12 protein-coding genes are annotated in these 13,049 nt (G+C 63.8%); 8 read left to right on the plus strand and 4 right to left on the minus strand.

Annotated elements, in window-relative coordinates; genetic code table 11:
• The first annotated feature begins 15 nt into the window (after nt 1-15).
• The 8 genes from AB0323_RS02535 (at nt 16) to AB0323_RS02570 (ending at nt 9,838) form a co-directional block, all read left to right on the plus strand.
• Nucleotides 16-411: an FKBP-type peptidyl-prolyl cis-trans isomerase gene (locus AB0323_RS02535; protein ID WP_059389230.1), complete on the plus strand. Its 396-nt coding sequence runs from the start codon at nt 16-18 to the stop codon at nt 409-411.
• Nucleotides 412-506: 95 nt separating this feature from the next.
• Nucleotides 507-2,510, plus strand: a complete 2,004-nt coding sequence (locus tag AB0323_RS02540; RefSeq protein ID WP_366175981.1) for a WYL domain-containing protein — start codon at nt 507-509, stop codon at nt 2,508-2,510.
• A gap of 23 nt (nt 2,511-2,533) precedes the next feature.
• On the plus strand, nt 2,534-2,884 hold the full coding sequence (locus tag AB0323_RS02545; RefSeq protein WP_366175982.1) for a hypothetical protein: 351 nt from the start codon (nt 2,534-2,536) through the stop codon (nt 2,882-2,884).
• A gap of 32 nt (nt 2,885-2,916) precedes the next feature.
• The gene (gene tatA, locus AB0323_RS02550) at nt 2,917-3,183 is read left to right on the plus strand and encodes a Sec-independent protein translocase subunit TatA (protein WP_366175983.1); all 267 of its coding nucleotides are present in this window, start codon (nt 2,917-2,919) and stop codon (nt 3,181-3,183) included.
• A gap of 48 nt (nt 3,184-3,231) precedes the next feature.
• The gene (tatC, locus tag AB0323_RS02555) at nt 3,232-4,026 is read left to right on the plus strand and encodes a twin-arginine translocase subunit TatC (RefSeq protein WP_366176072.1); all 795 of its coding nucleotides are present in this window, start codon (nt 3,232-3,234) and stop codon (nt 4,024-4,026) included.
• A gap of 24 nt (nt 4,027-4,050) precedes the next feature.
• On the plus strand, nt 4,051-6,948 hold the full coding sequence (locus AB0323_RS02560; RefSeq protein WP_366175984.1) for a DEAD/DEAH box helicase: 2,898 nt from the start codon (nt 4,051-4,053) through the stop codon (nt 6,946-6,948).
• Between the two features lie 32 nt (nt 6,949-6,980).
• On the plus strand, nt 6,981-8,657 hold the full coding sequence (locus AB0323_RS02565) for an amidohydrolase family protein (RefSeq protein WP_366175985.1): 1,677 nt from the start codon (nt 6,981-6,983) through the stop codon (nt 8,655-8,657).
• Nucleotides 8,658-9,094: 437 nt separating this feature from the next.
• Nucleotides 9,095-9,838: a polyprenol monophosphomannose synthase gene (locus tag AB0323_RS02570; RefSeq protein WP_366175986.1), complete on the plus strand. Its 744-nt coding sequence runs from the start codon at nt 9,095-9,097 to the stop codon at nt 9,836-9,838.
• Between the two features lie 77 nt (nt 9,839-9,915).
• Here AB0323_RS02570 and AB0323_RS02575 read toward each other — a convergent pair whose 3' ends face one another.
• The 4 genes from AB0323_RS02575 to AB0323_RS02590 form a co-directional block, all read right to left on the minus strand.
• Nucleotides 9,916-10,263 (minus strand): RNA polymerase-binding protein RbpA, encoded by a 348-nt coding sequence (locus tag AB0323_RS02575; RefSeq protein WP_059389983.1) that lies wholly within the window; start codon nt 10,261-10,263, stop codon nt 9,916-9,918.
• A gap of 243 nt (nt 10,264-10,506) precedes the next feature.
• Nucleotides 10,507-11,454, minus strand: coding sequence for an SPFH domain-containing protein (locus tag AB0323_RS02580; protein ID WP_366175987.1), 948 nt, complete (start codon nt 11,452-11,454; stop codon nt 10,507-10,509).
• Nucleotides 11,455-11,572: 118 nt separating this feature from the next.
• Nucleotides 11,573-12,034 carry an NfeD family protein gene (locus tag AB0323_RS02585; protein ID WP_366175988.1) on the minus strand — a complete coding sequence of 154 codons (462 nt, stop codon included), beginning with the start codon at nt 12,032-12,034 and terminating at the stop codon, nt 11,573-11,575.
• Nucleotides 12,035-12,144: 110 nt separating this feature from the next.
• Nucleotides 12,145-12,999 carry a methyltransferase domain-containing protein gene (locus AB0323_RS02590; protein WP_366175989.1) on the minus strand — a complete coding sequence of 285 codons (855 nt, stop codon included), beginning with the start codon at nt 12,997-12,999 and terminating at the stop codon, nt 12,145-12,147.
• Nucleotides 13,000-13,049 lie beyond the last annotated feature (50 nt).

Here is a 13,049-nt window from a genome sequence, read left to right on the forward strand (position 1 = left end):
AATTGAGGAGTACCCATGTCATTTGGTCAGCGTGATTACGACCGCACAAAGCCGGAGATCGACTTCCCCGAGGGCGACGTCCCGACGGAACTCGTTATCAAGGACATCATCGTCGGTGACGGCGCCGAGGCCCAGGCCGGCGACACCGTCTCCACCCACTACGTCGGCGTTGCTTGGTCCACCGGCGAGGAATTCGACGCATCGTGGGGCCGCGGCGCACCGCTGGACTTCCGCGTGGGCGTCGGCCAGGTCATCCAGGGCTGGGACCAGGGACTGCTTGGCATGAAGGTCGGCGGCCGCCGTCGCCTTGAAATCCCCTCCGAGCTTGCCTACGGCTCCCGTGGCGCGGGCGGGGCCATCAAGCCCAACGAAGCCCTCATCTTCGTCGTGGACCTCGTGGCGGTCCGCTAGGTTTCACAGCATGGGAGGGCGCGCCTGCAGCAGGAGAAATCCGGCCGCAGACGCGCCTTCCGCCTTTGCCGGAGGAATTTAGTAACGTAGCCATCGTGTCCGCATCACGTACCGAACGTCTCCTGAACCTGCTGATCGCCCTTCTGAACACGAAATACGGGCTGTCCCGGGCCGTTCTCAGGCAGAAGGTCTATCACGACGCCGGTGACAGCGACGTCGCGTTCGGACGCATGTTTGAACGGGACAAGTCAGAGCTGAAGCGGTTTGGCTTCGAGATCGAGACACTCCTTGACCACGGGTTCGGCTCGGACGATCCCGCTTCGACCCGCTACCGCATCGGCAAGGAATCCAATCGCCTGCCGTATGTGCACCTGACGCCTGCCGAGGGCACGGTGTTGCTCCTGGCCGCGCAGCTGTGGGAACGCGCAGCGCTCGGCTCGGCCGCCGCAAGCGCGCTACGGAAGCTGCAGGCTTCAGGCGACCTCGCCGACGTCGAACTCCCCGCCGGCGTCCAGCCGCGCATCAAGCCCGCCGGCCAGGCATTTGACGACATCATCGTGGCCATGAACGGCCAGCACCCCGTAAGCTTCGGCTACCGTGCCGCGAGCACAGGCAAAGACGAACGCCGCATGGTAGAGCCGTGGGGCCTCGGGAGCCGGTTCGGCCAGTGGTACCTGGTGGGCTTCGACCGGGACCGGAACGCGAAACGCTTTTTTCGGCTGTCCCGGATGACAAGCGATGTCCATATTGAGACCGGATTTCACTACGAGACACCTCCAGGGTTTGATACCCGCGCCGAACTGGACAGCCTCAATGAACTTCCCCTGCAGGAGGCCCACCTCGACGTGGTCGAAGGGCGTTTGCTGGGTCTTCGCAAGCGCGCCGTGAGTGTCAACCGAGCCGGCGGCGCCGGCGGCTCCCAAGCGGGCAGGGACCGCCTCTCTGTGCCCTTCCGGGATAGTGAGCTGCTCGCCGAAGAACTTGCCTCCTATGGTCCCCACGTGCTCGTGGCCGGACCTCCCGAGCTGCGCGACGCCGTGATCCGCCGCCTTGAAGCTGCCGCCGCGTTCGCGTCGAGCCCCGCCGTCGAGGTCCGCTTCTCCGGCACGGGACCAGCGCCGCGGACGCGCAAGCGGACCTCGGAAGACCAACTCAACCGCATGCTCCAACTGGTTCCCTTCCTTGTCCACAACCAGGGCCTGCCTATTCAGGAGGTGGCGGACCGTTTCGGGGTCACGCGTGAGGAACTCGTCGAAGACCTGAAGATCCTGATTTGCTCCGGCCGCCCCGAAGGCTATCCGGATGACTTGTTCGATATCGATTGGGAGAACGAGCACGTCTACATCCGCGAGCACCTCGACCTCAACCGGCCCATCGGCTTCAGCGTTGATGAAGCTTGCGCACTGCTGACGGGCCTGGCGACCCTCGGCGGACTTCCCGCCCAGGCCGGAATGTCGGAAGACGAGCAAAGCGGAGCCCTGGAGTCCGTGACCCTGAAGCTCACCGGCGCTGCGGGGGAGGCCGGCCGCTTGGCGGCGGCCGTCGCCGGCCCGCCCGTGGCCCCGTCCGACGCCGCGGCGTTCGACACCATCACCCGGGCGATCCAGTCGGGTCATCAACTCCGGCTTCGCTACCTCTCTCAGCAACGCGATTCGGTTTCCGAACGCGACGTCGATCCTTTCCGGCTCTATTCCTTGGACAACACCTGGTACTTCGAGGCGTACTGCCATAGCAAAGCCGGACTGCGGAACTTCCGCCTCGACCGCATCGAGGAGATCGCGCCCAATGGCCGTCCGGTTTCCGAGACCGCAGGCGCCGGGGAAGGCGTCCCGGTGAAGCTGTACACGCCCAACGACGACGACGTCGTGGTCGTCCTCCAATTGACCCGGCAGGGCGTCGGGCTGGCGGACGACTATTATGCGGAGCGGACGGCTGTCCTCCCTGACGGCGGCTTGCTCGCCGAGGTCCGGTTCGGAAATGCCGACTGGTTGCCGATGTTCGTGGCGCAGCACGGCGGTGCGGCACGCATACTTCAGCCCGCAGAGCTAGCCGACGCCTCGGTAGCCTGGGTGGCTGCCGCACTTGCGCAGTACAAGTAATGAAGGCTGGTTAGACTACTCAAATGCCTTGGTGGTCCTGGATCCTTTTGTGGCTCGCGCTGATTGCGGTGTCGCTGCTCTGCTATGTCCTGCTGGGCATCCGGCTTTTCCGGAAGTTCATGGCCACGGTCCATGAACTGAGCGCAGCGGGGGAGCGGCTCGGTCATCGCACGAACTTTCGCGAACATGCCGACGACGACGGCGAGGCGTCGCCGAAAGTGTTTGGCGCGGCCGTTTTTGCCTCACCGGAACAGATGCGTCATGATTACGTGACGGCCAAGGCCTCCCGCCGGGAAGTGCGTCGCCAAAAGCGCGTTAAGCGCAAAGCAGAACGGGGCCAACCCCAGTCTCTGCACGACATCGAATTCAGTTAGACGTAGGATGTATTCCAACGAAAGGACTTCCCGTGGGACGACTATTTGATGGCCCTTGGCCAATTGTCATTATCATCATCGTGGCCCTGCTGCTGTTCGCGGCACCCAAGCTCCCCGCTATGGCCCGCAGCCTCGGCCAGTCGATGCGCATCATCAGATCCGAAGTCAAGGAAATGAAGAACGACGGAAAGCCGGCGGCCAAGGACGACTCGGACCCCGTTGAAGGCAAAGTGGTCAACTACCCCGAAGCCAACAAGAGCGGCAACGACACTGACGTTCCGCCTGCAACCCGTAGCTAAGCAGTAGTGGCAACGAAGACGGGCCGCAAAGCCAACCCCGAAGGGCGGATGGCGCTCCTAGACCACCTGAAGGAGCTCAAGAATCGGCTGATCAAGTCTGCCATCGGCGTTCTCGTAGGCGCCGTGGCAGGGTGGTTCCTCTATGAGCCGGTGGTCAACAGCCTGTCGGATCCGTTGATCAAGATCGCCCAGGAAACCAAGCGGACCGCGGTCCTGAACTTCGCGAGCGTGGGGGATCCGTTCGACTTCAAGCTCCGGATTGCCATCCAGATCGGCTTGGTGCTCTCCAGCCCCATCTGGATCTATCAGGTCTGGGCATTCATCACTCCGGGCCTGACCAAGAAGGAGCGCCGCTACACGCTGGGGTACATGGCCGCGGCGGTCCCGCTGTTCCTGGTCGGCGTGTATGTTGCATGGACGGTCATCCCGAACGTCGTACGTGCGCTCCTGCAGTTCACCCCGCAAAACGGTGCCAACAACATCGACGCATCCCAGTACTTGACGTTTGCCACGCACATGCTTCTTTTCCTCGGCATCGCCTTCCTGGTGCCGGTGGTGTTGGTGGGCATCAACATGGCAGGCGTCTTGAGCGGCAGGACCATCCTCAAGGCCTGGCGCATCACGGTCTTCCTCGTGTTTGTCCTTGCGGCGGTGGCCGCGCCCGGTGCGGACGCGTTGTCAATGTTCATGCTCGCCGGTCCCCTCTTGGTGCTGTTCTTCGCCGCGATCGGACTCTGCATCTTGAACGACAAACGGCGCGCGCGCCGGCAGGCGAAGATTACCGCCGAGACGGAAGCCACGGCCGACGTCGCCACTCCTGCTTCCGATCTGGAGAATCTGTAGTCTCACGGCCACTAGGCTTGAAGCATGTCCTCCAATTCAGGGGCCCTTTCGCCCTCAGAAGCCTTTCAAGCCGCAGCGCAGCGGAGTGCTGAGTCGAAAACCTATCTAGGTACCTTCGCCCGGACACTGGAGTTCGAGCTTGACGATTTCCAGCGGGATGCGTGCCGTTCGCTCCAGGAAGGCAAGGGAGTGCTCGTGGCGGCGCCCACGGGCGCCGGGAAGACAATCGTCGGCGAGTTCGCCATCTATCTGGCGCTCGAACGCGGGCTCAAGGCGTTTTATACGACGCCCATCAAGGCACTAAGCAACCAGAAGTTCTCCGAACTCTCGGCGAAGTACGGTGCCTCAAGCGTGGGACTGCTGACCGGTGACACCACCATCAACGGCGAGGCTCCGATCGTGGTAATGACCACTGAGGTCCTGAGGAACATGCTGTACGCGGACTCGGACACCCTGGGGGACCTTGGCTACGTGGTGATGGACGAGGTGCACTACCTGGCAGACCGCTTCCGCGGCGCCGTCTGGGAAGAGGTGATCATCCACCTGCCCAGCGAGGTGCAAGTGGTTTCCCTCAGCGCCACCGTGTCCAACGCGGAAGAGTTTGGCGCGTGGTTGGACACTGTGCGCGGACACACTGACGTGATTGTCTCCGAACACCGTCCCGTCCCCTTGTGGCAGCACGTCATGGTGGGGCGTGAGATCGTCGATCTGTTCGCGGGGGACACCAGCTTTGACGAGATTGCTCCAGGGGCACCAGACGGCGAAGGGCCCGCGCTGGAGGCAATACGGGAGCCGGAGCGCAATCCCCTCCAGAGGGAATTCGAGGTCAACCCGGAGCTACTGTCGATGGCCCGGGCGGAAAGCCAGATGAACTTCCGTGGCCGCTTTGGCCATGGCGGACGCAGCCGCCGCCGGCAGGACCGTCAGCGTGACAACAGTGCCGGCGAGCAGCGCAGCCCGGTGCGCAAGGCCAGCCGGCCCCAGATCATTGCGAGCCTGGACCGCCAAGGATTACTACCGGCCATTACATTCATCTTTTCCCGTGCCGGCTGCGACGGGGCCGTCGCGCAGTGTGCCGCCGCCGGGCTGTGGCTCACGACGGAGCGCGAACAACAGATCATCGCGTCCCGGGTGGATGAGGCAAGCCGCGAGATTCCAGCCGACGACCTTGATGTGCTGGGTTTTTGGAGTTGGCGTGACGGCCTGCTCCGGGGGCTCGCGGCGCACCACGCCGGTTTGCTGCCGACCTTCAAGGAAGTCGTGGAGACGCTCTTCGCCGATGGCCTGGTGAAAGCCGTTTTTGCCACGGAGACCCTCGCCTTGGGCGTCAACATGCCCGCCCGCTGCGTCGTCCTGGAGAAGCTCGACAAGTTCAACGGTGAAGCCCACGTCAACATCACCGCGGGGGAGTACACCCAATTGACCGGCCGAGCGGGAAGGCGGGGAATCGACGTCGAAGGCCACGCCGTGGTCCTTTGGCAACCGGGTACCGATCCTGCCGCCGTCGCCGGCCTCGCTTCGCGGCGCACCTACCCGCTCAACTCGAGCTTCCGCCCTACCTACAACATGAGCATCAACCTGATTGCGCAGTTCGGCCGGCCCAGGGCACGGCAAATCCTCGAATCCTCATTCGCCCAGTTCCAGGCGGACCGTTCCGTAGTGGGGCTGGCCCGGCAGGTGCGAAGCCGCGAAGAGTCGCTGGCCGGCTATGCGGAATCCATGAAGTGCCACCTGGGCGACTTCACAGAGTACGCAAAACTCCGGCGGGACCTCAGCGAGGCCGAGCAATTTGCCTCGAGGAGCACTTCGCGGGCCCGCAAATCATTGACCGTGGACTCGCTGGCCCGGCTCATGCCCGGCGACATCGTCAAGGTTCCCGGCGGACGCACACCGGGTTACGCCGTCGTGCTCAATGCCGATCCCAACTCGCGGGAACCGCGCCCCGCGGTCCTCACGGAAGACAACCAGCTGCACAGGATCGGTACCCACGAAGTCGAAGGTCCGGTCGCCCCCGTGTCCTGGATCCGGATTCCGAAGTCGTTCAACGCGAAGCTGCCCAAATCCCGTCGTGACCTGGCCTCCGCCATGCGGAACGCCGTGCGCGAGGGACGTCCGCCGGCCCGCGGCACGAACCGAAGCGAGGACTTTGGCCGTGCCCGCTACCTGCCGGACCAGGAAAAGAAGATCGCAGACCTTCGCCGCGCATTGCGCGCCCATCCCTGCCACGGCTGCAGCGAACGCGAGGACCACGCCCGCTGGGCCGAGCGCTGGTGGAAATTGCGCCATGAGACTGACGGGCTCGTCCGGCAGATCCAGGGCCGTACCAATACCATCGCGAAGACATTCGACCGCGTGTGCGATGTGCTCGCTGCCTACGGTTACCTCCAGACGTCCGACGCCGGCCATGTCACCATCAGCGCGGACGGGCAGCGCCTGCGCCGTATCTACGGCGAAAAAGACCTGTTGATCTCCCAATCCATCCGCCAGGGGGCCATCAAGGACCTCGATGCCGCGGAGCTGGCCGCGCTGGCCAGCACGATGGTCTACCAAGCCAAGCGGGACGATCGCGGCCTGCGACCCAAAATGCCGTCCGTATCGCTCGAAACGTCCGTGGACATCGTGGTGCGTGAGTGGTCTGCGCTGGAGGACATCGAGGACAAGAACAGGCTCCCGTTGACTGCCGAGCCGGAGCTGGGACTTGTCTGGCCCATCTTCAAATGGGCGAAGGGCCGCCATTTGCAAGAGGTCCTCAGCGGCACCGACCTCGCTGCAGGCGACTTTGTGCGTTGGGCGAAGCAGGTCATCGACTTGCTGGACCAGATGGCAAAGATTCCAGGGCTTGATCGGCGCCAAACCAAGACGTGCCGCGATGCGATCGATCTGGTCCGCCGGGGCGTCGTCGCGTACTCCAACGTCTCCTGACACACCACAGATTCCCAGCAAGGAGCATATCCATGACTCATCCAGGCGTGCCCGCCGATACCCGGCCCCGCAAAGTCACAATGTACCGGAACGGCTCCGTCTACACAGCCGCTGATCCCTTCGCGACGGCAATGCTGGTTGACGGAGACACTGTTGCGTGGGTTGGTTCGGAGCAGGCAGCCACGTCGATTGCCGATTCTTCGATGGAAATCATCGATCTCCGGGGAGCCTTGCTGGCGCCCGGTTTCGTGGACTCCCACATGCACCTCACGGAGACCGGAATTGCTTCCGATTCCCTCCAGCTCGCCGGGGTCCGTTCGGCACGGGAACTGCTCGACGCCGTCGCGCAGGCCGCCGGGCCTCTTGGCACCACCGGAGCAGTGCTTGGCCACGGTTGGGATGACTCGCTTTGGCACGAAAAGACGCTCCCCACGCCGGAGGAGCTCGACCGGGCCGCGGGCGGGCGCAAGGTGTACCTGGCGCGCGTCGACGCGCACTCTGCCCTAGCCTCATCCTCCTTGGCATCCGACGCGGGCCTGGACGGCCTTGATGGGCACGACGGTTCCGCCCACGTCCTGCGGGCTGCCCACACCGCGGCCCGGCTGGTCGCCCGGCAGTTCCCCGACACCGAACGCCGCCGCTACCAGGAACTGGCCCTTCGCGAGGCTGCGGCCAACGGCTATGTCGCATTGGCCGAAATGGCGGCCCCGCACATTTGCAGTGTCGAGGACCTTCGGATGTCTTCGTCGTGGAACTCCGCATCGTGGAAAGAAGGCAGCGCGGGCGTCCCCCGGATCCTTCCCTATTGGGGCGAACTCGCCACATCGGCCGAGCATGCCGCTGCCATCCTGGAAGGCTTGGGCGTACCCGTTCTTGGCTTGGCCGGTGATTTGAACATCGACGGTTCCATCGGTTCGCGAACGGCTGCGCTCAGCGAAGACTACGCAGACGCGCCGGGCCACCACGGAAGCCTCTATGTTTCCGTGGAGGAAGCCGCCGGCCACATTGCGGCCTGTTCAGCGCTCGGTATCCAGGCAGGCTTCCACGTCATCGGCGACGCCGGACTGAAGACGATACTGGATGCCTTGGACCTTGCCGCGTCGGATGTAGGGGAGCAGCGCGTCCGTGCCGCCGCGCACCGGCTCGAACATGTGGAAATGGCGGATGCCGGCGATCTCGCCCGGCTTGCGAAGTATTCGATTACAGTGAGCGCACAGCCCGGCTTCGATGCCAGGTGGGGCGGGGCGGGAAAACTGTACGAGCAGCGCCTGGGTGCGCGAAGCCTCGCCATGAACCCCTTCGCTTCCTACTACTCCACCGGCGTGCCTGTCTGTTTTGGAAGCGATAGCCCGGTCACCCCGTTGCGCCCCTGGTCCAGTGTCAGGGCATGTTTGGAACACAGCAATCCGGATCAACGCATTTCGGCGCGGGCAGCGTTCCTCGGACACACCCGGGCTGGTTGGCGGGCCGGCAAAGAGCGGAATCCGCTCATGGGGCAATTGGTCCCCGGGGCCCCTGCGAGTTTCGCAGTGTGGGAAGTCGAAGAGCTGATGGTGCAGGTGGCCGATGACCGCGTCCAGTCCTGGTCCACCGATCCGCGTGCACGAACGCCGCTCCTCCCCGCGCTGGACAGCGGTAGCGATCCCGCTTGCCTGCAGACCGTGCGCGAAGGCCAGGAGATCTTCGCGAGTGAAACTTTGCGGTCATAGTTGCAGACAGCGTGGCGGTCCGGCGGGCCCCTGACCTGCGTGTATAGATAAAGCCCCAGCTCAGACGGTGCTTGACAGGATTTGTGAACTCCGTAGCATTTAGGGTCAACAGGCTTCCACAGGGAACACCTGGTTGTCTGGCCGCGGTGGGGTCTGCTGCCAAAAACCGTCAACGGACCCGTTTTCCAAAACCGTGGCACTCGTAGTGGGCAGGTCCACTGTGCCGCAGAAAACGGTTCGGCCTCGAGTTCAACACACGGGCCGGCACTGGACCTGGGCTAGTGGACCTGCCCGCGGCCAGGCACGGCCCGCGTGGCGGACGCCACAGGTGGCCGCAGGTACGTCAAGATGTCGTCCTATAATGGAGAGTTGCGCCTGAATGCCAGCCACGCTGCTGCTCCGGCCCACTGACCGCTCCATCAAGGAAAGGCCTCTTCTTGCGTGTCCTGACGATCATCCCCACGTACAACGAGCTGGAATCGCTACCCAAGACCCTCGGACGGCTGCGTGCGGCTGTGCCCGCATCCGACGTCCTGGTTGTCGACGACAACAGCCCTGACGGCACGGGACAGCTGGCCGACAGCATCGCCGCCGAGGACAGCCAGGTCCATGTCCTGCACCGCAAGGGCAAGGAAGGCCTCGGAGCCGCATACATTGCCGGATTCAAATGGGGCATGGCGGCCGGCTACGACATCCTCGTTGAGATGGACGCCGATGGTTCGCACCAGCCCGAGCAGCTCCCGCTCCTGTTGGAGGCCATCAACGACGGCGCCGACCTCGCCATGGGCTCACGCTGGGTTCCGGGTGGCGGCACCGTTAACTGGCCGCTCTACCGTCAGGCGATTTCACGGACGGGCAGCACCTACGCGCGGATCATGCTCGGCATGAAGATCAAGGACATCACGGGAGGCTTTCGTGCCTTCCGCCGCAGCACCCTCGAAGCACTCAAGCTCGACGACGTCGATTCGGTCGGCTACGGCTTCCAGGTTGACCTTGCCTGGCGGGTCGCCAAGCTTGGCCTGAAGATCGTCGAACGCCCCATCACGTTCGTTGAGCGCGAGCTCGGGGCGTCCAAGATGAGCGGCAACATTGTTGTTGAGGCCATGATCAACGTCACCAAGTGGGGCCTGGCTGCCCGTTGGGCCGCATTGACGCGGAAGAAGACCCCGGTCTCAAAGTAGGCCGAACAGACAAAGGCCGGGTCCGCGCTCCTCTGCGAAGAGGAGCCAGGACCCGGCCTTTGCCGTCAACTCTGCCGTTATGCCGAGCGGCGTTCTCCGCGACGCTCGCGCAGGATGTTCAGGCGGTCTTCGAGGATCTGCTCGAGCTCGGGAAGGCTGCGGCGTTCCAGCAGCATATCCCAGTGCGTGCGGACGGCCTTCTCGTTGGTGTCAACGGGGCGTTCGCCATCAACCAGGAGCGCTTCCTTGCCGGTCTTGGAAACCCAGACAGGAGGGATCTCGGCTTCGGAGGAGAAGGTAACGAAGACCTGCTCTCCGTCCGCGCAGCGGTATTCAACCCTCTGACGCGGCGCCGGCTCCACACCGGATTCGGTTTCCATGCTCTGGGCGCCAAGACGCATGCCCCGCAGGCTGCGATCGCTCATGATTACTCCCTCTGTCTGTTCGCGGAACCAAGCTCCGCGCTAGCCGGACGCCACAAATGCGTCGCCCGGACTACTGTCTGCACACGTTGCATCACTAGATGAAACGCCTGACCAAGCGTTAATGTTCCGTTCGGATTGAACCGCCCGGACAAATACACCATTATACGCGGATCGAAGCGGACAGGACAAAGCGAAGGGGACCGGCCGGGTCTCTGGCCGGTCCCCCGTGCAAACTGTCCGCAGTTACGCCGACGGTTCTTGCGGCTTTGCGGAATCGCTGAACAGGTCCGCGACGCCGGATCCACCGTTGGCACCACCCAGTGCGCCGCCGATGCCCTTGAGGGCCTCACCGACCTCGCTGGGGATGATCCACAGTTTGTTCGATGATCCCTCCGCAATCTTCGGCAGGGTCTGAAGGTACTGGTAGGCCAGCAGCTTTTGGTCCGGGTTGCCTTTGTGGATGGCGTCGAAGACCTTCTGAATGGCCTGGGCTTCGCCATCGGCGCGGAGGATGGCTGCCTTGGCGTCACCCTCTGCGGCCAGGATTGCTGCCTGCCGCTGGCCTTCGGCTGTGAGGATTTGCGATTGCTTGGTGCCTTCGGCGGTCAGAATCGCAGCACGCCGGTCACGCTCGGCCCGCATCTGCTTCTCCATTGAGTCCTGGATGGAGTGCGGCGGGTCGATCGCCTTGAGTTCGACCCGCGAAACGCGGATTCCCCAGCGTCCGGTGGCTTCGTCCAGGACCCCTCGGAGCTGGCCGTTGATCTGGTCGCGCGAGGTGAGCGCTTCTTCAAGGTTCAAGCCGCCGACGACGTTGCGGAGCGTCGTCGTGGTCAGCTGTTCAACAGCCTGGATGTAGTTGGCGATCTCGTAGGTCGCGGCCCGGGGATCGGTGACCTGGAAGTAGACCACGGTGTCGATCGAGACAACCAGGTTGTCCTCAGTGATCACCGGCTGCGGCGGGAAGGAAACCACTTGTTCGCGGAGATCCAACAGCGGCAGCAGGCGGTCGACGAAGGGGATCAGGATGGTGAGCCCTGGGTTGAGCGTGCGCTGGTACTTACCGAGGCGTTCTACGACGCCGGCGCGCGCTTGCGGGATGATCCTGATCGAGCGGACCAAAACGATAATCACGAATATGACGAGAACTAGCAGCACGATCGCGGCTGCAGTTCCTCCCAAGCTGTCCATACATCTCCTTCATTCCCCAGTTGAGTATTTGATGCGGTTGTGTGCGGCAACGTGCCGATCGCCCGGCGTCGAAGGCCGGTCGTCGAACCCGGCGGCTTGTGCCATGGCGGGACGCCGCTCAGTGCGGGCTGTTCTCAGCTGTCGAGGCGACTACCGCCGTCGCGCCGTCGATCCTGGTGACCTGCACGGTCTGGCCTGCGTCGATGATTCCAGCCGCGCTGCGGGCGCTCCACACGTCGCCACCGATCTTGACCAGTCCCGCCGTCGCACTGACGGGCTCCATGACGAGCGCTGATTGGCCGATCAGGCGGTCCACGTTGGTACGTTGCTCGGCAGGCCCCTTGTGCAGATGCTTGAGTGCGATAGGACGGACGAACGCGATCATCAGCAGGGACACGATGCAAAAGACGACGATCTGCAACCAGAGATCGGCTCCAGCGAAGTCAGCGGCGAGGGCAGCCAGCGCACCGGCCCCGAGCATGATGAAGAAGAAGCTGAGCGTGAGCATCTCCACCACGGCAAACGCGAGAAACACGGTGAGCCAGAGGGCCCACCAGTTGCTGCCAAGCCATTCAAACATCGTTCCCCCCTGGTTCCGGACCCGCGACGGCAGCCGGGCTGATCCGGACTGCAGCGTCGGCAAGATCACAGTCGCTCTTTTTCCATCCTAGCCCGGCGCGAAGGTTCCCGTTAGGAGCCTTGCTCCGCCGCCGTGAAAACGCTGAGGGTGAACTTCGCGGTGGCATGGACGGACGTTTCCGCCGCCGTCGACGCCAGGAGAGCGGATCGCTCAAGGTGGTGCCCTGCCGGTCCCATGAAGGCGACATCGGCGATGTCGCGCCCGTCGAGCTTGAGATCCACGTCGAGGCGAATACTGTCCGCAAGACTGAAGAACTCCTGCATGGACTCGGCGAGACGGATGTCTTTGCCCGGTTCAATGCCCAACATTCCAGCCCGTTCCGCAATCTCCGCAAGGTGTCCGTTGCGCGGAGTCACCACGATCACCCGGCCGCCCGGACGCAGCACGCGGGCAAATTCCGGGGGATTCCGCGGCGCAAAGACCACGATGATGGCATCCACGGCATGGTCCGCGAGCGGCAGGGGACGCCAGATATCCCACACGAGATTGATGGCGCCGGGATTCAACCGTGCTGCCCGGCGGAGCGCGAACTTCGAGATATCGATCCCAATGGCTGCTGCGGGAATGCGGTCCAGCACCGTGCGGAGGTAGTGGCCGGTGCCGGTCCCCGAATCCAGGACAAGGGATCCCGGCACCGGCAGGACCGGCGCCGCCAGTTCCGCGATGGCCTCAGCGAGTGGACCGTAATGGCCCGCGCCCAGGAAATTGTTGCGGGCTGCGACCATTTCTGCCGTGTCGGCCTCGAAGACCGTGCCCTTGCCGGTGAGCAGGTTGAAGTAGCCCTGTTTGGCGGCGTCGAAACTGTGGCCGGCGACGCAACTCAACGAAAACGGCGCTGACCCGCTCAGCCCGAAAGGACCCCGGCAGACCGGGCAGCGCAAGGCGGAGACGGCGTCGGAAAGCATATGGACAATCCTACGGCGGCCGGAGTGGCACATATCGTCATACCGTGGCG

Source organism: Arthrobacter sp. NPDC080031 (assembly GCF_040702485.1).
Taxonomy (GTDB): Bacteria; Actinomycetota; Actinomycetes; order Actinomycetales; family Micrococcaceae; genus Arthrobacter.

Excerpts from the sequence above, each read along its gene's own strand:
- AB0323_RS02535 (WP_059389230.1), top strand. The coding sequence starts at position 16 with ATGTCATTTGGTCAGCGTGATTACGACCGCACAAAGCCGGAGATCGAC.
- AB0323_RS02545 (WP_366175982.1), top strand. The coding sequence starts at position 2,534 with ATGCCTTGGTGGTCCTGGATCCTTTTGTGGCTCGCGCTGATTGCGGTG.
- tatC (WP_366176072.1), top strand. The coding sequence starts at position 3,232 with ATGGCGCTCCTAGACCACCTGAAGGAGCTCAAGAATCGGCTGATCAAG.
- AB0323_RS02560 (WP_366175984.1), top strand. The coding sequence starts at position 4,051 with ATGTCCTCCAATTCAGGGGCCCTTTCGCCCTCAGAAGCCTTTCAAGCC.
- AB0323_RS02565 (WP_366175985.1), top strand. The coding sequence starts at position 6,981 with ATGACTCATCCAGGCGTGCCCGCCGATACCCGGCCCCGCAAAGTCACA.
- AB0323_RS02575 (WP_059389983.1), bottom strand. The coding sequence starts at position 10,263 with ATGAGCGATCGCAGCCTGCGGGGCATGCGTCTTGGCGCCCAGAGCATG.
- AB0323_RS02580 (WP_366175987.1), bottom strand. The coding sequence starts at position 11,454 with ATGGACAGCTTGGGAGGAACTGCAGCCGCGATCGTGCTGCTAGTTCTC.
- AB0323_RS02585 (WP_366175988.1), bottom strand. The coding sequence starts at position 12,034 with ATGTTTGAATGGCTTGGCAGCAACTGGTGGGCCCTCTGGCTCACCGTG.
- AB0323_RS02590 (WP_366175989.1), bottom strand. The coding sequence starts at position 12,999 with ATGCTTTCCGACGCCGTCTCCGCCTTGCGCTGCCCGGTCTGCCGGGGT.